The 18,661-nt window shown below is 42.6% G+C and carries 15 protein-coding genes; 8 read left to right on the top strand and 7 right to left on the bottom strand.

The genetic code is table 11. The features are described 5' to 3' along the window. Window positions 1-9 precede the first annotated feature (9 nt). From G337_RS0124055 to G337_RS0124040, 4 genes are all read right to left on the bottom strand, one after another. Complete coding sequence (locus G337_RS0124055) at window positions 10-1,425, bottom strand: cobyric acid synthase (protein ID WP_037028585.1); 1,416 nt, start codon at window positions 1,423-1,425, stop codon at window positions 10-12. 72 nt (window positions 1,426-1,497) lie between these two features. Further along, entirely contained in the window at window positions 1,498-2,547 is a 1,050-nt protein-coding gene (aroG, locus tag G337_RS0124050; protein WP_028866113.1) for a 3-deoxy-7-phosphoheptulonate synthase AroG, read from the bottom strand. 83 nt (window positions 2,548-2,630) lie between these two features. Further along, window positions 2,631-3,878: a molybdopterin molybdotransferase MoeA gene (moeA, locus tag G337_RS0124045; RefSeq protein WP_028866112.1), complete on the bottom strand. Its 1,248-nt coding sequence runs from the start codon at window positions 3,876-3,878 to the stop codon at window positions 2,631-2,633. 158 nt (window positions 3,879-4,036) lie between these two features. Then, window positions 4,037-4,969: a LysR family transcriptional regulator gene (locus G337_RS0124040; RefSeq protein WP_028866111.1), complete on the bottom strand. Its 933-nt coding sequence runs from the start codon at window positions 4,967-4,969 to the stop codon at window positions 4,037-4,039. A gap of 197 nt (window positions 4,970-5,166) precedes the next feature. Here G337_RS0124040 and G337_RS0124035 point away from each other — a divergent pair, with 197 nt between their 5' ends. Continuing rightward, window positions 5,167-6,381: a pyridoxal phosphate-dependent aminotransferase gene (locus G337_RS0124035; protein ID WP_028866110.1), complete on the top strand. Its 1,215-nt coding sequence runs from the start codon at window positions 5,167-5,169 to the stop codon at window positions 6,379-6,381. Window positions 6,382-6,546: 165 nt separating this feature from the next. Here G337_RS0124035 and G337_RS0124030 read toward each other — a convergent pair whose 3' ends face one another. The 3 genes from G337_RS0124030 to folD form a co-directional block, all read right to left on the bottom strand. Next, the gene (locus G337_RS0124030; RefSeq protein ID WP_028866109.1) at window positions 6,547-7,545 is read right to left on the bottom strand and encodes a porin; all 999 of its coding nucleotides are present in this window, start codon (window positions 7,543-7,545) and stop codon (window positions 6,547-6,549) included. 876 nt (window positions 7,546-8,421) lie between these two features. Beyond that, window positions 8,422-9,663, bottom strand: coding sequence for a diguanylate cyclase domain-containing protein (locus tag G337_RS0124025; RefSeq protein WP_028866108.1), 1,242 nt, complete (start codon window positions 9,661-9,663; stop codon window positions 8,422-8,424). A gap of 568 nt (window positions 9,664-10,231) precedes the next feature. Continuing rightward, window positions 10,232-11,089 (bottom strand): bifunctional methylenetetrahydrofolate dehydrogenase/methenyltetrahydrofolate cyclohydrolase FolD, encoded by an 858-nt coding sequence (gene folD, locus G337_RS0124020; RefSeq protein WP_028866107.1) that lies wholly within the window; start codon window positions 11,087-11,089, stop codon window positions 10,232-10,234. A gap of 406 nt (window positions 11,090-11,495) precedes the next feature. Here folD and yccS point away from each other — a divergent pair, with 406 nt between their 5' ends. The 7 genes from yccS to G337_RS0123980 all read left to right on the top strand — a co-directional run bounded on the left by yccS (window position 11,496) and on the right by G337_RS0123980 (window position 18,615). Further along, window positions 11,496-13,703 carry a YccS family putative transporter gene (gene yccS, locus G337_RS0124010; RefSeq protein ID WP_028866106.1) on the top strand — a complete coding sequence of 736 codons (2,208 nt, stop codon included), beginning with the start codon at window positions 11,496-11,498 and terminating at the stop codon, window positions 13,701-13,703. 9 nt (window positions 13,704-13,712) lie between these two features. Then, window positions 13,713-14,042, top strand: coding sequence for a TusE/DsrC/DsvC family sulfur relay protein (locus tag G337_RS0124005; RefSeq protein ID WP_028866105.1), 330 nt, complete (start codon window positions 13,713-13,715; stop codon window positions 14,040-14,042). A 42-nt stretch (window positions 14,043-14,084) separates the two neighbouring features. After that, window positions 14,085-14,657 carry an elongation factor P-like protein EfpL gene (gene efpL, locus G337_RS0124000; protein WP_028866104.1) on the top strand — a complete coding sequence of 191 codons (573 nt, stop codon included), beginning with the start codon at window positions 14,085-14,087 and terminating at the stop codon, window positions 14,655-14,657. A gap of 221 nt (window positions 14,658-14,878) precedes the next feature. Further along, entirely contained in the window at window positions 14,879-15,856 is a 978-nt protein-coding gene (locus G337_RS0123995) for an SPFH domain-containing protein (RefSeq protein WP_028866103.1), read from the top strand. 53 nt (window positions 15,857-15,909) lie between these two features. Continuing rightward, complete coding sequence (locus G337_RS0123990) at window positions 15,910-16,389, top strand: NfeD family protein (protein WP_028866102.1); 480 nt, start codon at window positions 15,910-15,912, stop codon at window positions 16,387-16,389. A gap of 163 nt (window positions 16,390-16,552) precedes the next feature. Beyond that, on the top strand, window positions 16,553-16,900 hold the full coding sequence (locus G337_RS0123985; protein ID WP_028866101.1) for a putative quinol monooxygenase: 348 nt from the start codon (window positions 16,553-16,555) through the stop codon (window positions 16,898-16,900). A gap of 53 nt (window positions 16,901-16,953) precedes the next feature. Next, the gene (locus G337_RS0123980; RefSeq protein WP_028866100.1) at window positions 16,954-18,615 is read left to right on the top strand and encodes a trypsin-like serine protease; all 1,662 of its coding nucleotides are present in this window, start codon (window positions 16,954-16,956) and stop codon (window positions 18,613-18,615) included. Window positions 18,616-18,661 lie beyond the last annotated feature (46 nt).

The following is an 18,661-nucleotide window of genomic DNA, read 5'->3' as shown; positions in this document are numbered from 1 at the left end:
GTCTCCTATTTACAGCCAGCCGTGCAGAGCAAACATATCGGCCAATTTATCTAACTCGCAGTCAAGATGTTCTGACCATTCAAAACCGTTCTCTAAACCGCCGAGCTGTTTCATAAACCAGTTATAAAACACCTTGTTTTCAAAAACACCATGCAGATAAGTTGTATATACATTACCCTGCCGCCAGCCTAAATCTTGTGCAATAAAAGGTAAAACCTCGGCTTCAGCATTTGTTTTACCATGATGTATTTCATAACCTTTAATGTTTTCACCGAGCCAGTTAAGGGATCTCCGGCGCGTTGATTTAACAGCGCAGATCTCTGTCTGTAAAGCAATCAGATCAAGTCCGTTTTTATCACCGTCTTCAATATTTAAAGGATCTGCTATATGCTCACCTAATATCTGCAGACCACCGCAAATACCCAGTATTAATTTACCGCTTTGTTTAAAGTCGGCGATACGTTTATCCAGCCCCGTTTCGCGCAGAAATGCTAAACTTACACCGCTGTTTTTACTGCCCGGTAAAATTAACGCATCAAACTGGCTTAAATCAACATTCTGATGAACGGGCACCAGATTTATATCTTCCTGATAAATCAGAGGATCAAACTCATCAAGATTTGAAGCATAGGGATAATAAAGCAGCGCAATATTAATCTTGCCGCGCATCCATTGAGCACCGAGTCGAAAACTGTCTTCTTCGGGCAGCTGATGGCGGTAATAGGGCAGATTTGCAACCGTAGGAATGCCGGTTTTTTCCTCTAACCAGTCCATTGCATTACCCAGCAGCGCAGGATCACCTCTAAACTTGTTAAGCACAAAACCTTTAATCAGCTTCTGCTCTTCAGGCGCCAGACAAGCCCAGGTGCCTAGAAGGTGGGCAAAGGATCCGCCTCTATCAATATCAGAGACTAAATAAACATCCGCCTGACATTCAAGCGCAACGGACATATTAACAATATCACCGGCGCGCAGATTAATTTCCGCAGGACTGCCGGCCCCTTCAATAACTACCTGCTGGTACTCTTCCTGAAGCTGCTGCAGTGATTTTTGAACCTCAGGCCATAACAACTCTCGGCGCTCCATCCAGGGCAGCTCAGCGATCTCTGCATTCACCCTGCCGTTAACAATTACCTGACTGAAGGTATCTGCGCTGGGTTTTAACAACACCGGGTTCATCGCAGAGCAGGGCTCTTCTCTGGCAGCCAGAGACTGTAAATACTGTGCCCGGCCGATCTCTAAACCGTCTGCCGTAACAGCCGCATTGTTACTCATATTCTGCGCTTTAAAGGGAGCAACTTTTATCCCGCGGTTAGCAAGTAAACGGCAGATCGCTGTAACCACTAGCGATTTCCCGGCATCGCTGGTACAGCCTAAAATCATAATAGGTCTATTTTTTGTTTCACTTGCAGGTTTACTGTGCATATTCTTAACTCATAAATTTCAGGTAAAAAAAAGCACCGTCGAAACAGTGCCTTAATAAAACATTTTATAAAATTAAGCGCGCCGCGTCTGCACTGCAGCTGAAAGCTGCGATAATAATTCTTCAGTATCAGCCCAGCCGATACAAGCATCAGTGATACTTTGTCCGTATGTTGATGCAACACCGTCCACTAAATCCTGGCGGCCTTCAACTAAATGACTTTCAACCATCACACCGGAAATCGCTTTATCACCAGCGGCAATTTGAGAGCAGACATCTGCACAGACCTTCATCTGGTTTTCAAATTTTTTCTCAGAATTTGCATGACTGAAATCGATCATTAATGTTTCTTCCAGACCTGATTTATTCAGGTCCGCTTTGATAGCGGCAACATCTTTAGCACTATAGTTAGGCGCTTTACCACCGCGTAAAATAATATGACAGTCTGGATTACCGGCAGTTTCAACAATTGCACTGTGACCGAATTTATTCACTGACAGGAAATGGTGAGAAGCATTAGCCGCACCAATTGCATCTACCGCCACTTTAATTGTGCCGTCTGTACCGTTTTTGAAACCAACAGGGCAAGAAAGACCAGATGCCAGTTCGCGATGAACCTGAGACTCAGTTGTACGTGCGCCGATTGCGCCCCAAGTCATTAAATCACCCACATACTGCGGGGTGATCATATCTAAGAACTCAGTGGCGGCAGGAAGGCCCATTGCATTGATATCTAACAATAATTTACGACCCGTGCGTAAACCTTTATTAATATTAAAAGTGCCGTTTAATTCCGGATCGTTAATCAGACCTTTCCAGCCTACTGTTGTACGCGGTTTTTCAAAATACACGCGCATAACAATTTCTAATGTGTCTTTGTATTTTTCACGCAGCGGCGCCAGTTTTTCAGCATATTCAAGCGCGGCTTGTGTATCGTGAATTGAACAAGGACCAATAATCACTAAGACACGATCGTCTTTTCTGCTTAGGATTTCACTGATCGCTTGACGAGAACCGGCAACCGTTTCGCTTATTTCTGATGTTGCTGGAAATTTTTCTAATAATGCAATCGGCGGTAAAAGTTCTTTAATTGCTGTGATATGTACGTCATCAGTTTTAATCATAGTTATTCCCAGGCACTTACTTGTGCTAAAAAGTTAATTATATTTATATTGTGCTTTTTGTTCTTTTAATTAGTACCGTGTTACTAATCCATTAAAGCATTGTACGGCTCAATTGTTACTGTTTCACCGGCTTCAACATTACCGCGGTCTTGTTCAAGCACAATAAAACAGTTTGACTGGCTCATGGAGCTGAATACCCCGGAGCCCTGACTGCCCGTTGATTTAACAACCAGCTGTCCTTTATCATCAACAGAATAGGTCCCACGCTGAAAATCAGTGCGTCCCGCTGCTTTTTTAAGCCTTTGCACCGCTGCCGCATTAAAGCGGATCGGCGCTTTAGCTTTTAACCCGCTCATGGCCGCCATCGCAGGCACAGCAAGCTGATATAGAGTGACCATAGCGGAAACCGGATTACCTGGCAAGCCGAAAAATACGCTGTTCGGCAGTTTACCAAATGCAAAAGGCTTGCCGGGTTTAATCGCTAACTTCCAAAAACCAATGGAGCCTAACTCGGTTAAAACATCTTTAATAAAGTCAGCCTCTCCAACAGAAACGCCGCCGCTGGTGATCACCACATCAGCCTGCTGATCCGCAGACTGAACCGCTTCCCGGATCAGAGGCAGATCATCTTTAATAATACCGAAGTCGATTACTTCCACATTAAGACGCGACAGTAACGCAATAATGCTGTAACGGTTGCTGTCATAAATATCACCTTCACAGAGTGTTTCACCTAAGCTTTTAAGCTCATCACCGGAAGAGATGACCGCCACTTTCAATTTTCTGAATACTTGAATTTCAGCTAAACCTAAAGAGGCGATTAACGGGATATCACGCGGTGTTAATTTATGACCTTTAGTGAGTACTACCTGCCCCTGCTTAAGGTCTTCACCAGCAAGGCGTACATTATCGCCAAGTTTTGCAGCCTGGCTAAAGGTAATCAACTCACCAGCGGCTGTAGTACGCTCCTGCATAACCACAGTATCGGCACAATCAGGCATCACCGCGCCGGTCATAATGCGGATACAGCATCCGGGAGCAAGTTCTCCTGAATAGGGGGCACCTGCAAAAGATTTACCAGCCAGCTTTAAAGTAAGCGGTTTTTCAGGTGAGCAGTTAATTAAATCACTGTAGTTAACTGCATAGCCGTCCATTGCTGAATTGTTAAAAGGAGGGACATTTAATGGAGATTTAATATCTTCTGCTAATGCAAAGCCGAGAGCCTGCGAAAGAGGCAGTGTTACTGCCTCGCATACATTAGATAAAGACTCCTGCATTTTCGTTAATGCTTGTTCTAGGGGCATTAAGCCTTTTGCATCACAACAACCCATCTGTTCATTCTCACCATATAAAATAAATAGGCGCTCAGTGTGACTTTTTATTCGTGACACTGCAAATGAATGAACAACAAAAATTGATGAAAGGTCAAGATTATTAAAGCACCCGCGGTGAAATCGTTTAAATATTCAGCTCATGATATTAAAGGCACTTATTCAGCAGCATCTGCTACCTTGATCCCCTTAAGGTGAGCAAAACAGCAGTCTATCGCAGTTTTAATAAAATCTTCCAGATAAGGCAGTGATTTCTGCTCTTCACGTACGGCAGCATACAAGGTGTTCCATAATCCTTCTTTACCTAAACGTCGCGCCACTACATAGTCTTTTTTCAGATATTCAAATAATGCCCAGTTGGGTAACCCGGCGACACCACGTCCGCTCGCCACCAGCTGCAGCATCATCAGGGTCATATCTGCCTGACGGATTTTAGCCGGAGAAACCCCTTCTGGCATTAAAAACTGATTGAAAATATCCAGACGCTCTTTTTCAACGGGATAAGTGATTAGAGTTTCCTGGCTAAGATCTTCAGCTTCAATATAAGTTTTGTTAGCAAGGCGGTGATGACGGCTCAGAGCGAGCATAGGCTGATAACTAAACAGTGGAATATAGGTGATCCCTTCAATGGGCTGCGGATCTGAAGTAACCACTAAATCCAGATTACCCCGCTTTAGGGCCGGTAAGGGTAAAAAACTAAAACCACTGGAGAAGTCCAGTTCTACTTCCGGCCAGCTGTCGCGAAATTTATCAATAGCCGGCATCAGCCACTGAAAACATGAATGGCATTCTATAGCCATATGCAGCCTGCCGGCATCACCCGAAGCCAGGCGCGACAGATCACGCTCTGCGCTGCGGATCTGCGGCAGCACCTGCTCAGCAAGCTCCAGTAAACGCAGCCCGGAGACGGTAAATCTAAGCGGACGTGATTTACGGATAAACAGCGAACAGTCAAGACGCCCTTCTAACTCTTTTAACTGATGTGATAAAGCCGACTGAGTAAGATGCAGCTGTTTAGCGGCCTCTACTAAACTGCCGGTACTGTTTAAAGTCGACAGGGTTTTTAGATGTTTAATTTCAATTTTAGTCAAAAGCCGCCCCGGTTCTGAAGTAAAAATACGCAATTATTTCAACAATACTTGAAAATAATTAATAATAATAGATTGAATCCCTACTTGCCCCTTTTATTTACTTCACACTCTCTTTAAGATCAGGTACTTTTGTAAGCTGCAAATTTATGCTCCCTATTTTATGCGCTGTGCGCACTGTAATGTTTTAAGAGGTTCTCATGTATTCCATTGAAAAGTCCCATAAGTTAGATAATGTTTGTTATGACATTCGCGGACCTGTGCTTAAAGAAGCCCAGAAACTGGAAGACGAAGGACAACGGATCCTTAAACTTAATATCGGTAACCCCGCCCCGTTCGGTTTTGAAGCACCGGAAGAAGTGTTAATGGACGTGATTAAAAACCTGCCGCAAAGCCAGGGCTACTGTGACAGCAAAGGTCTGTTCTCTGCACGAAAAGCCGTGATGCAGCATTACCAGGCAAAAGGACTGCTTTCTTTAGATACCGATGATATATATATCGGCAACGGCGTAAGTGAACTGATCGTAATGGCGATGCAGGGGCTGCTGAATAACGGTGATGAGCTGTTAGTGCCGGCTCCGGATTACCCTCTGTGGACAGCGGCGGCCAATTTATCGGGCGGTAAAGCGGTACATTATATCTGTGATGAACAGTCTGACTGGTTTCCGGATATCGACGATATCAAGTCTAAAATCACCAGCAAAACCAAAGGCATTGTTCTTATTAATCCCAACAATCCAACGGGTGCGGTGTACAGTAAAGAATTACTAGAGCAGATAGTTGAGCTGGCACGTCAGCATAATCTGATCGTTTTCTCCGATGAAATCTATTCAAAGATTGTTTACGATGATGCTAAGCATATCCCGCTGGCTACATTAGCCGATGATATTTTAATTGTTACCTTTGACGGCCTGTCTAAAGCTTATCGTGTATGCGGTTTCCGGGTCGGCTGGATGATGATCAGCGGCGCTAAAAAACAAGCGCGTGATTATATCAGCGGCTTAGAAATACTTGCCAGTATGCGTTTATGCGCCAACGTACCCATGCAGCATGCAATACAGACATCGCTGGGTGGTTACCAGAGTATTAATGAGTTAATCATTCCCGGCGGACGCTTATATGAGCAGACACAAAACGCCTGGAAACTGCTTAATGATATTCCCGGAGTAAGCTGTACTAAACCTAAAGGGGCTTTATATCTGTTCCCTAAACTTGATCAGAAGAAATTCAATATTAAAGATGATCAGCGTTTTGCCATGGACTTATTAATGGAAGAAAAGATATTAGTTGTACAGGGCACCGGCTTTAACTGGCATCGCCCGGATCACTTCCGCATTGTCTGCCTGCCTCGTATGGATGAATTAAGCAGCGCCATTTCAAAAATCGGCAATTTCTTATCAACTTACAGCCAGTAGAAACACCCACTGACGAAATCTAACAGGAGATCTGGTATCTCCTTTTTTGTCAGCTTTTTTTGTGCCCAAAGAGCAGACTTAAGAAAGTTATTTTCCCCGAAACGCAAAAAGCCCGCACAAGCGGGCTTTTTTAATATTTAATGAAATCTTTAAATATTAAACAGCTTAGAAGTTGTATTGAACTGCAACAGTCCATTCGTTTTCATTACCGTCAATCTGGTCAATTTTATATTCAGCCCAGGCTTTCATATTGCTGTTAAAGCTGTAAGCAGTTGCTAACGTAAATTCATCAGCTCTATCACCACTGATGTTACCTTTAGCTTCCTGGAATGCATAACCACCGTACACTAATACTTTATCAATTGCGTAAGATGCAACTAAATCATAACCAGCTACTTTAGATTCACCTGTAACGCCGTCTTTTTCAAGTTCTGCCCACACATAAGCAGCACCTAGGTATAAGTCATCGCGAGAGTAACTAGCAGATAATGCATAGTTATTTTTATCACCGTCTTTAAATTCCTGTGCGTGGTAACCACCATAAACGCTAAGACCGAAGTCTGCAGTGTAACCTAATGTTGCAGCATAAGATTTATCAAGATATTCGCCGGTAGTGTGTGCTGGAACGCCTGAATCCGGGTTACCTAAGTCGTATTTGAAGTTATCATCGGCGAACTGTGCAGAAGCGCCTACGTAGAAGTTGTTAAATGTACCGTTATAAACAATCTGACCTTCCTGACGACCGTCTTCAACATTAGCAAATGCAGAATAACCGTAAGTATTAAAGATATCAGTTGCCGCAACAGCCTGGTAGAAAGCCGTATCAGTCTGACCGAATACCACTTGACCGTAGTCATCTGTTGCAAAACCAGCGTAAACGTGACGAGCAGATAACTGCTTAGCATCGTCAGCACTGTTTTCAGCACGAATCTGCCATTCACCTTTAGCGATACCTCTGATACCCGGGGCAATTTCAGATGATGCGTTAATACCTAAACGCGCACTACCGACACCTGACATAGTTTTATCTTTGCTGTCACTAATATCAAACTGCATACGACCGTAAACGTCAGCACTCACGCCGTCTGCATCATAAACATTTGCAGCCTGCGCAGAAGCCGCCATTAAACCTGTTACTGCAACTGCCAGTATTGTTTTTTTCATTTCCATTGCCCTTTTAAATTAAGTACACAGTTTCATATTCTTCCTGAATTTGCAGCGTGTCCCCACTGCATGGCCGTTACACTATCAAGCTAAAAAAAATTTGCAATAAAAATGAACTTTTCTGATTTTCTATAACACATACATTTTACAAGCATTTTTTGTATAAAATACAAACAGCAAAACAAGATAAATTTTCTTGACAAATAACAGCTAAACGCAGCAGCGCCAAGGGGTAAACGTTTTCACGCAGATCTTTTAAAATAATTTTCAAACGCCTATAAAGTACTCCAATAGACACGCTTAACTTATTATTAACAATTTAATTTGTATTTAAAAATCAACGGATAGATCACACTTTAAGATCCGAAAGCGAACACAAAAATTATAAAATCATCACTGTCATAAGAAATTACAATTTATCCGCTAATGGTGATTTTAAACAAAACAAGCGATGCTCAAACAGAATATACAAGCGCACCCACCAATAACAAGCGCAATATAAGCTCACAAAATGAGAGAAAACAACAATAAAAAAACCATAAAAAAAGTGCCAGGCTTTTAAAAAAGAAACAATAAATCAACAAAAAGACATAAACATAGAGCTTTAAATCAATTATTTTTCACAATATTAACTGTATTAATAATAAAGATATAAGAGCTTCTTATGACGATAACAGCCGCTTCTACTCTAAGTTGTTAAATAGTTGTGCTGTTTTCATTCCTCTGCTGCTCAAGCTAGCTGCGCCTTATTATCTTTTTTACGCGATGGCAAAACCGTGAAATGCTCCTGCGAGACTCTAAATACCTTTAAACAGGCAAAAAAAAACCTGTTCGTTATTAACGAACAGGTTTTCTATAATATTTTTACAACAGTTTTTAATTAACGCTTATCTGGTCATGACCCGACGTTTTAGCATCACTTAAAGCACTGTCAACTTTAGCCATCAGCATTTTCATTGAATTCATTTCACTTGGGAAAATATTAGACAGCCCCATACTCATCGTAAGAGCGTTCTTAACCGGTGATTGAGCATGTTCAACATTTAACTCTTCAAGTGCGACTCGAATACTTTCTGCCACTTTAAGTCCTTTAGTTGCATTGCCGCCTTTAATTAAAATGGCAAACTTTGAACCTTCAAGACGTGCCACAAAGCAGTCAAATTCTTCACATTTATTCTTTAATGTACAAGCAACAATTAATAAAACATCATAACTGGTTTCTTTTTCGTAGTGATCCATAAACTCCTGGAAAAAGTCTATTTCACACATAACCATAGAAAGCAGTTCACTGGCTTTACTTGCTTCCTGCCAGGTTTTAACAAAATAACTATTGAAGTCACGGCGATCAAAAATATTCATTTCGCTCATTAGGCGTTCAAAATCATCTTTTTCAGTATCAAGCTGTTCTTTTATCTGCGCAGCCAGTAAAGTATCGTTAACCGGTAATAAGCCGCTGTTTTTATCTTCAGGCTCAGCATGTCCGCAAACCTGATTATATCCAGACACCTTGGCGGAAGTTAGTGCACTTCCGGCAGCATTCATTAGAATTTTCATGGAGGTAGGGAAAATACTGGAGATGCCGATACTCAAGGTAACAATATCGCTTACGTCAGAGAAGTTATGCTCTGTACGAGATTTTTCCACCGCCTGACGCAGTGTTTCAGCAATATCACGTGTTTTTTTAACATCACCACCTTTAATTAAAATGGCAAATTCATCACCTCTGTAACGCGCTAAAAAACAGCCGAATTCTTCACAGGTATTTTTCAGGGCCAAACCAATCACTAATAACATGAAAGCAGAGGCCTGGTGACCATAATTATCGTTATAAGCTTTAAAGAAATCAATCTCACAGATCAGCACTGACAGCAGTTCATTTTCATCACTCGCTTCAGCCCACAGCTTATCATAGTGCATGTCAAAAGCATGACGATCCGCAATATTCATCTGCGACATAACTTGTTCAAAAGCAGATGTTTCAGAACTGACTTTTTCGTCCGGCTGTTTATATTTAGCCATATCAACTACTCCTTTTGAATCCGCATCTTTATTTAGTGGCTCATAAGTTGATATATTCGAACTAATTACTTCTTCTTCAGTTTGATTGTATTGCGCCATACGCTATTCCCTTTAAGTCAGTATCCTGTTTACAATGTTCAAAATGAAAGGTGCTCTATTCAATTTTCATTCTGTTCATTTTCATTACACTGTATAGATGCAATGTCTATACCATTTTATTGACTTTTTAAATTTACAATATGCAGTGTAAAGCAATTTTCGCCATCTTCATGATATACAACAGCAAAAAACACGCCCAGCAGTACAAATAACAGGCTGTCTAGGACATTATTTCCAGCTAATTGATGTTTTTATAAAATATCATTGATTAACAAATATCGAATACTACTATGATATTCTTTATATGCACAGAGATCACTCAATAATTGCAGTTAAATAGAAGTAATTTGCTGATCTTCACAGTTTATTTGCATGTTTTGTTAAATTATTCAGCTAATCAATTATTTAACAAAGGAAAACAAGCGTACTGCAGAGAAAATAAAGATATTAATTTAACTCACGCTTAATTCAAGCTGAGACAAGTAAATCCATGCTTTAAGCCCGGCGGCAAAAATGACAAAGGAGAGCAGCACTCTCCTTCTTTAGTACGCAGAAGAAAACAAATTGTTTATTTTGTATGGAACTCATTACAGGCAAACAGGGTATTTTCAATTAATGTAGCGACCGTCATAGGACCGACACCACCTGGTACAGGGGAAATCCAGGCGGCACGCTTTTTCGCGCTTTCAAAATCAACATCACCGGCAAGTTTACCGTTTTCTAAACGGTTGATACCCACATCTAATACAATTGCGCCCTCTTTTATCCACTCACCTGGAATAAAATTCGCCTGCCCGCGGGCGACCACTAATACATCAGCTTGTTTTACATGATGCTCCAAATCCTCGGTAAAGCGGTGACAGCAGGTTGTTGTACAGCCGGCTAATAACAGCTCAAGGGTCATAGGACGGCCGACGATATTCGATGCGCCGACCACAACGGCATGCTTACCTCTAATATCTACACCGATTGCCTCGATCATGCTGATCATACCGCGGGGGGTGCATGAACGAAGGCGCGGAATACGCTGTGCTAAGCGGCCGACATTATAAGGATGAAAACCATCAACATCTTTATCCGGATGGATGCGTTCAATTACTAAGGTTTCATCTAAGCCTTCCGGTAACGGAAACTGAACTAAAATGCCGTCAACCGTTGTATCCGCATTAAGTTCATCAATTAGGGCTAATAATTCTTCCTGACTGATATCAGCCGGCAGATCATATGATTTAGAGACAAAACCGACTTTTTCACAGGTGCGGCGTTTGCTGCCGACATAAACCTCAGAAGCAGGATCGCTTCCAACTAAAACAACAGCAAGACCGGGAGCACGTAAACCTTTATTAACTCTAGCTGAAACACCCTTCGCAACTTTATCAGTAATTGCGGCTGCAATTGCTCTTCCGTCTATTATTTGTGCAGACATTGTTCAACTCTCTTTTGGTAATGATTCATAGGGGTAATACTGATAATAAACAGACCCAGTAAGTGAGCCGTCCTGCTCTGTCCGCATTTGTAATAAATCATATAAAGGAAAAAGCGGTTTCGGCAGCTTATGCCCTGCTGGAGTTAATTTTCCCGCGCAGTACAAAATCACATTATTGATATCGTTATTATTAGACTTTAACTACTTGAATATATCCTCAAGCTGCCTAACAGGTACAAATTTTGACACCTTTAAGCTGTTTGAATACATATTGTCGCAAAACAATTGTCTGATGTCACATGAATCAGTACACTTTGCCTTTATATTTTCTATTTAGATTTTAAATCGAATAGAAATAAACTCAGTACGCTGAACTAATCAAAGACATACTACTAGACTGATATTAATGAAAACATCCCGCTCGCTTAGCAGTTTTAAAAACATCGCCCGCAAACTTGTTTCCGACTCAAATGTTCACTCCGGACTGCGCGTTTTAATTGCAATGAGTATTACTTTTATTCCGGTGCTTAACTACAATTTACTGCCCTTTTTTGAACAGTCCAGTCTGCAGATGTCAATCTCATTGTGCTTAGGGGTGATGGCCAGTGCCATCGTAGAAACCGATGATAATTATAAAAACCGGCGTAAATTTATTCTTACCATTGTGATCTGCTTTTTTATTGCATCCGCCAGCGTAGAATTATTAATGCCCTATCCGATTCTATTCGGCTTAGGTTTATTAACCTCAAGTTTTGTTTTTATGATGCTGGCGGCACTCGGTACGCATTACAGTAAAGTGGGATTCGGCGCAATTCTAGTTGCGATCTATACCATGATCGGACACCAGAGCGGCATTAACTGGTATGAGCAGCCGCTTTTATTAAGCCTCGGCGCTTTATGGTACGGCCTGTTTTCAATTATCTGGAATTTCTACAGCCCCTACCGCTCACTGCGCGAGCAGTTAGCGCAGCTGTTTTTCTCATTAAGCCGTTATCAGCAGCAGAAATCTGCATTGTTTAACGAAATAGAAGGCACCAGCAGAGAAGGTATTTTTTCCGTCCGTCAGCAGTTAGCGGTACAGAATATTGCCATTATGGCGCGTCTAGATCAGTCAAAACGTATTATTCAGTCGCGTTTTCAGGTCTGTCAGCAGCAGTCTGAACTTAATAAACTGAACTACTATTATTTCGTTGCCGAACAGATTCATGAACGCATCAGTGCCAGTCAATACCTTTACAGTCAGTTAGAAATTACCTTCGGGAAAAGCCAGATTTTAGAAGGTTATCATCAGCTGTTTTTACAGCTCAGCGAAGAGTACTACCAGCTTGGTGCCGCAGTTAATGATAAAAAACCATATCAGCACAGCCGACGCCTGAAGTGGACATTTAATGCATTAGCCGATCAGCTGTATCTGCTAAAACAGCAGCCTGAGTTTGATAATAACAATGAAGCGATGCAGGCACTACAGGCTATTTATGACAATATTCGCGGTATTGATCACCTATTATTAAGCCTGTGCAGCTATGATCCGGTTGAACAGGCAGAAAGCCCGGTAATTTCTGTTGAACAACAGGGCCAGCCGACACAGTCTATTTTCAAGACCCTTATACAGTCAATGAAAGCAACTAATCCCGTTTTTAAACATGCTGTAAGAATCAGCACCAGTCTGCTGGTCGCTTTTGCCCTGCAGCAGAGTTTTCAGTTAGCGCACGGCTTCTGGATCTTATTAACCGTACTGTTTGTCTGCCAACCGAGCTTTAGTGAAACACGTAAACGCCTGATACTAAGAAGTTTAGGCACCTTGGCAGGTATTCTACTTGGTTATCCTATTCTGATGCTGGTTGGCGGGAGCTTCTCTCAGATTGTTTTGTTAATTCTTACCGCCTTTTTCTTTTTCAGTTATCTGCGCACTAACTATGGGTTAGCCGTGGTATTTATTACCCTGTTTGTGATGTTTATATTTAATCTGTTAACCGGCAGCGGCATGGAAATTTTACCCGCTAGAATTGGTGAAACTTTATTAGGCTGTCTTTTAAGTGTGCTGGCCATCAGTTTTATATTTCCAGACTGGCAGTTTCAGCGTTTTCCTTCCCTGGTCAATCAGTTATTAAATTTAAGCGGGCGCTATTTCAAACAGGTCAGTCAGCAGTATCAGTACGGTAGAAGTGAAAACCTTAACTATCGCGAAACACGTTTTCAAACATTCCAGAGTGATGCGCTGTTAACCAGCGCCTGGCAGAGCATGTTATTTGAACCCAGCTCAAAACAAAAACTTAACCGCGAGGTTTACGCCTTAGTAAACCGCTGTGATGCATTAGTTTCATATATTGCAGCCCTGGCTTCACATCGCCATAAAATGCAGGGGTTTGAAAATAACCAGGCGCTGCAGCATCTGATCTGCGCCACAGAAAAGCAGATTGCACTTGCTTATAACCAGCAGCAGACTGATAAAATCCAGCCGGTTATAACCGTGGACGAATTTGAAAAATATAAACCAATGTTGTCCAGTGAGGTTTTATTAATCGTAGAGCAGCTGCGTTTAATCGCATTTACCGCCCTGGATATACAAGTGCTGTTACAACAGGTAGACTTCAACCATAAAACTGAACGATAAGGGAAAATAATTTTGTTATTTAACGGCCAACAGCTGCCGACAGATCCGCAGGGTTATCTGCTCGACTCATCATTATGGACAGAAGAGCTCGGCGCTTATATTGCTGATTTAGAATCTATAACTCTGACCGATGAGCACTGGCAGGTGATTTTCTTTGTACGCGAATTTTACCTTGAATTTAATACCTCTCCGGCGATCCGCGCATTAGTTAAAGCGATGGAAAAAAAGTACGGTAAGGATAAAATCAGCAGCCGCTATTTGTACCGCCTCTTCCCAAAGGGCCCGGCAAAGCAGGCAACTAAAATTGCAGGATTACCCAAACCTGCTCGATGTATATAAAAACTAACAACCTAATTACAGATAACAATAAAGGAAAAAACAATGCCAAAGGCAAGTGACGTTAAAAAAAATACCGCAGTTGAATTCAATAACAGCGTTTACATTATTAGAGATATTGAACGTTCAGTACCACAGGGACGTGCGGGCGGCAGCATATATCGTATGCGTATGTATGATGTAGTATCAGGTGCAAAAACTGATGAAACATTCAAAGACAGCGACACGCTGACTTTAGCAGATTTAATACGCCGAAACGCTATGTTTTCTTACCTTGACGGTGACGAGTATGTATTTATGGATAATGAAGACTACACGCCGTACAACCTTAATAAAGAGAGCATCGCCGACGAAGTTCTGTTTATTGATGAAAATACCCAGGGTATTCAAGTAGTTTTAGTCGATGGTTCACCTGTTGCTATTGAACTGCCTTCTAGTGTTGACCTTGTAGTAACAGAAACAGATCCGTCAATTAAAGGCGGCTCAGCAACTGCTCGTACTAAACCAGCAATTCTATCTACCGGTCTGACAATTCAAGTGCCTGAGCATATTTCAACGGGTGATAAAATCAAAGTAAATACTGCGGAGCAGAAATTTATGGGCCGTGCTGACAAATAGCACAAATAAGAAATTTAGCAGCCCAGCTTAATTTCACCTCTTACTGAAGAGCGCTATGCTCTTCAGTTTTCTCTCTTCCCGTCACAGTTTCATAACAAGCCCGGCCTGCAAAGCCGCCGAGTTAACGATTTTCTCTTACAATTTATATTTATCTTTCTTTTATGACCAAAAGATGATGAAATGAAGTCATAAAATGTCGCAACTATAATAAAGAGGTTTTTATGGAATATCTTTTACTTAATATCATCACGTCTCCCTGGGTATGGTTTGTCGCTGTACTGCTGTTTACTATTAAAAAAGGGATTTACTTTGTACCGCAAAACCGCGGCTACGTTATTTACACCCTGGGCAAATACAGCGGTACACTCAGTGCCGGCCTTAATTTTCTTGTCCCTTTTGTGCAGTCAATCGCAGCCGATCGTAACCTTAAAGAGCAGTCTTTAGATATTGCCTCACAGTCAGCCATTACCAAAGATAATATCACCCTGCAGATAGACGGTATTTTATTTATGAAAGTAACCGATGCAGGGGCAGCCACCAATAATGTTACTAACTACAAGCTTGCCGTAACCCAGCTGGCGATGACCACCATGCGTAACGCGATCGGTTCGATGGAACTCGATGAATGTTTCCAGAACCGCGATGTGATAAATGCCAGCATTTTATCGGCAATGACCGAAGCTACTCAGCCCTGGGGTGTGATGGTGACTCGTTATGAGATCCGTGATATCACACCGCCGCAGTCAATTAAAGAGGATATGGAAAAGCAGATGACCGCAGAGCGTGAAAAACGTTCGGTTATCTTAACCGCAGAAGGGGTTAAAACCTCTGCGATTACTGAAGCAGAAGGTTTAAAACGAGCGCGGGTATTAGATGCAGAAGCAGCCAAAGCAGAGCAGGTTTTAGCTGCAGAAGCGGAAAAAGAGAAACGGGTTCTGGAAGCGCAGGGTAAAGCAGAGGCAATCCGCCTGGTTGCAGAAGCAGAAGCCAGCGCTTTACATGTAGTCGGTGTGCAGGCGGCCACCCTGGAAGGTAAAAAAGCAGTAGAGTTAACCCTGGCGCAGCAGGCAATAGGTGCTCATCAGGCTATCGCAGCCGAAGGTTCAGTTATCTTAACCGATGGTAATACCGGCGATAATATTGCTAATACCGTTGCTCAGGCAATTGCGGTTTCAAGTTCACTTAAATTAGCTGAGTAATCTTTTCGGGGAGCAGGAAATACTCCCCGGTTTTAATTTATAGGCATATGTGCATGGATTCAATTCTTGAGTATTTATTTAATAACCACGATAAACTGTTATACGGTCTTGCCGGTATCTGTTTACTGGTTGAGTTAACAGTAATCGGCTTAAGCGGCCCGCTGCTGTTTATTGCTATAGGCAGTGCATTAACCGGGGCGCTGGTTTCTTTAGGTTTAATCTCCACCTGGGAGATGGAACTTCTTTTTGTCGGTCTGTTCAGTTTTCTCAGTGCGTTGATTCTCTGGAAACCGTTAAAACATTTTCAGGGTGCAAAAGCCGTAGCTGATAACAGCAGCGATATGATCGGCCAGATAGTGCCGGTCAGTGAAACGGTCACCATCAACGGCGGATCAATTCGTTTTTCCGGAATTAACTGGAATGCCCGTTTAGCCGATGATGCGTCAGTCGAAAGCATTACAGCCGGCACCCGCGCGATGATCACCGGTATGGACGGCAATACTGCTGTCATTGATCAGCTTCCGCCAAAATAAATCACTTATAAAAACAACGGCGGCTGCAAAACCGCCTTGTTGAGCAATACCCGGCATAAAACATCTACTTCAGTATCTTCAAAAAACGCAGAGATGGTCAACAAATTCGTTAATAAATTGTTTATACTCTCGCTTTAGACTCAATAAATATAATAAGGTAATCATGTCTCAGAAAATCTACTGTATCGCGATGTTCAAAGCAAAAGCTGGTAAACAAAATGAACTTTTTGAAGTTTTACAGGCGCTAGAGCCGAATTCACAGCGCGAAGACGGCTGCATTCAATACTTAGTCACACGCCATATTCAAAATGACTTTGCCGAGGGCAGCAGTTTTCCTATCGTATTTAACGAAATCTGGCGCGATAAGGCCGCTTTTGAAGCACACTGCCAGCGTAAAGAGATTGTTAATTTCTTTGAAACTCACTGCGTCGCAGAAAGCGGCCTGGTTGAAGACTATAATGTATGTGTGTATAGCGATCAGCCTGAAAATTATGATGCGCCTCAAATCTAGCGTTTAATAATACTCATAATCGACGGACTTGATTAAAGATTGAAGGATTAATGATGACTAAAATACTTTTCCCCCTGTTAACCCTGACTTTATCAGCCGCATTAACAGCTTCTCCTGCAGTTAATGCGGCTGATGATCCGAGCATTTCCACCCGCATTGTCGGCGGAACTGAGAGTCAGGCTGGTGAATGGCCGTGGATGGTCAGCATTAAAAGTGCAGGTAATCATTTCTGCGGCGGTTCGCTAATAAACAGCCAGTGGGTACTAACTGCCGCTCACTGTATGTTTGACGGCTCTGTACAGAAAAAACCAAGTTCAATTACAGCGGCCGTCGGTGAATATAATCTCAACTCATCGCCGGCAACTGCGGCCAGCACTGTCAGTAAAATTTATATCCACCCTGATTACGATGCGGCAGCCATAACGAATGATATTGCATTAATAAAACTGCAGCAGCCGATCAGCAGCCCGGTTATAATCGATGCGCTAGGCAGCACTGCCACCATCAATGCAGTATCCAGCCAGAGTAAAGTCACTTCGATCGGCTGGGGCTCCACCGTTGGATATGCCTATGGTGAAGTCGTTACACCTAACTACCCTTTTATTTTAAGGGATGTTGAACTTCCCCTGCAGACCGATACGGTGTGCGAAAGTGCGCTAGGGAAAAATTATACCTCTGAAATGGTCTGTGCGGGTATTGCCAACAGCGGCAAGGATTCCTGTCAAGGAGACAGCGGCGGCCCATTAGTTATCGATGATGCAGGTACCTGGAAACAGATAGGTATTGCCAGCTGGGGGATCGGCTGCGCGTCTACAACGCCGGGTGCTTATACCCGTTTAGCTTTATACCAGGACTGGATCAACAGCACTACCGGCGCAGTTGCTGTAACGGGCTCCCTTGAATACAGCGATACAAAAGTTTCTCAAAGTACAGCTCAGATTATTGTTATCGATAATAATTCCAGCAGTGATGCAAATCTGAATATCACCAAAAGCGGCTCTGCTGACTTCTCTTTTGATTCCTCAGCCTGTACCTCTATCGATGCAGGCGACAGCTGCAGCTTAAGCATTAGTTACGCACCTCAAGATGAAACGATGGACACTGCTGTCATTACCATCTCCAGTGATGTGCCCGGCTCATCGCCCGTCACCCGCAGTTTAACCGGTTTCCCGCTAACAGATGCAGATGCCCTGGCAGCCAGTGCCGGATTTGTCGAGGCAAATATCACCTGGACCACAAACGGACATTCTCCCTGGGAGCTCAACAGCGGCGGTGATTACCTGCAGAGCGGCAGTATCAGTGATAATCAGAAAAGTCTGTTAAGAGCAGTTGCCAGCGGCACTGGACGTTTAACTTTTGACTGGGCTGTACAGTCGGAAGCGAACTACGATGTTTTACGTCTGTATATTAACGGTGAAGAAAAACAGGCTCTCTCCGGCAGCAACAGCACTTTCCAAAAAAATTATTTTTATTTAGATCAGGCGGAAAACACGCTGCTGTGGAGCTTCGAAAAGGACGGAAATATCTCAAATTTACTGGATCAGGGATACCTTAATAATGTCACCTTTGAACCGATGTCTTTAGCTGAATATCTTATTATACAGGCGCAGATCAATAATTCGAGCAGCGGCGGCGGCGGAGGCGGTGCCCTGGGCTGGCTGAGTATACTATTATTACCGCTGTGTTTTATTAGACGGCGCTATAAGACGCTATAAAATAATATAGGGTGCCTGCGGGCACCCTTTTTTGTTGTCCAGCACT

The sequence above is a fragment of the Psychromonas aquimarina ATCC BAA-1526 genome, from assembly GCF_000428725.1.
Lineage (GTDB): Bacteria > Pseudomonadota > Gammaproteobacteria > Enterobacterales > Psychromonadaceae > Psychromonas > Psychromonas aquimarina.
This window is presented reverse-complemented; position numbering and strand designations above follow the sequence as displayed.

Excerpts from the sequence above, each read along its gene's own strand:
- G337_RS0124055 (WP_037028585.1), bottom strand. The coding sequence starts at position 1,425 with ATGCACAGTAAACCTGCAAGTGAAACAAAAAATAGACCTATTATGATT.
- aroG (WP_028866113.1), bottom strand. The coding sequence starts at position 2,547 with ATGATTAAAACTGATGACGTACATATCACAGCAATTAAAGAACTTTTA.
- moeA (WP_028866112.1), bottom strand. The coding sequence starts at position 3,878 with ATGGGTTGTTGTGATGCAAAAGGCTTAATGCCCCTAGAACAAGCATTA.
- G337_RS0124035 (WP_028866110.1), top strand. The coding sequence starts at position 5,167 with ATGTATTCCATTGAAAAGTCCCATAAGTTAGATAATGTTTGTTATGAC.
- G337_RS0124030 (WP_028866109.1), bottom strand. The coding sequence starts at position 7,545 with ATGAAAAAAACAATACTGGCAGTTGCAGTAACAGGTTTAATGGCGGCT.
- G337_RS0124025 (WP_028866108.1), bottom strand. The coding sequence starts at position 9,663 with ATGGCGCAATACAATCAAACTGAAGAAGAAGTAATTAGTTCGAATATA.
- folD (WP_028866107.1), bottom strand. The coding sequence starts at position 11,089 with ATGTCTGCACAAATAATAGACGGAAGAGCAATTGCAGCCGCAATTACT.
- yccS (WP_028866106.1), top strand. The coding sequence starts at position 11,496 with ATGAAAACATCCCGCTCGCTTAGCAGTTTTAAAAACATCGCCCGCAAA.
- efpL (WP_028866104.1), top strand. The coding sequence starts at position 14,085 with ATGCCAAAGGCAAGTGACGTTAAAAAAAATACCGCAGTTGAATTCAAT.
- G337_RS0123995 (WP_028866103.1), top strand. The coding sequence starts at position 14,879 with ATGGAATATCTTTTACTTAATATCATCACGTCTCCCTGGGTATGGTTT.
- G337_RS0123990 (WP_028866102.1), top strand. The coding sequence starts at position 15,910 with ATGGATTCAATTCTTGAGTATTTATTTAATAACCACGATAAACTGTTA.
- G337_RS0123985 (WP_028866101.1), top strand. The coding sequence starts at position 16,553 with ATGTCTCAGAAAATCTACTGTATCGCGATGTTCAAAGCAAAAGCTGGT.
- G337_RS0123980 (WP_028866100.1), top strand. The coding sequence starts at position 16,954 with ATGACTAAAATACTTTTCCCCCTGTTAACCCTGACTTTATCAGCCGCA.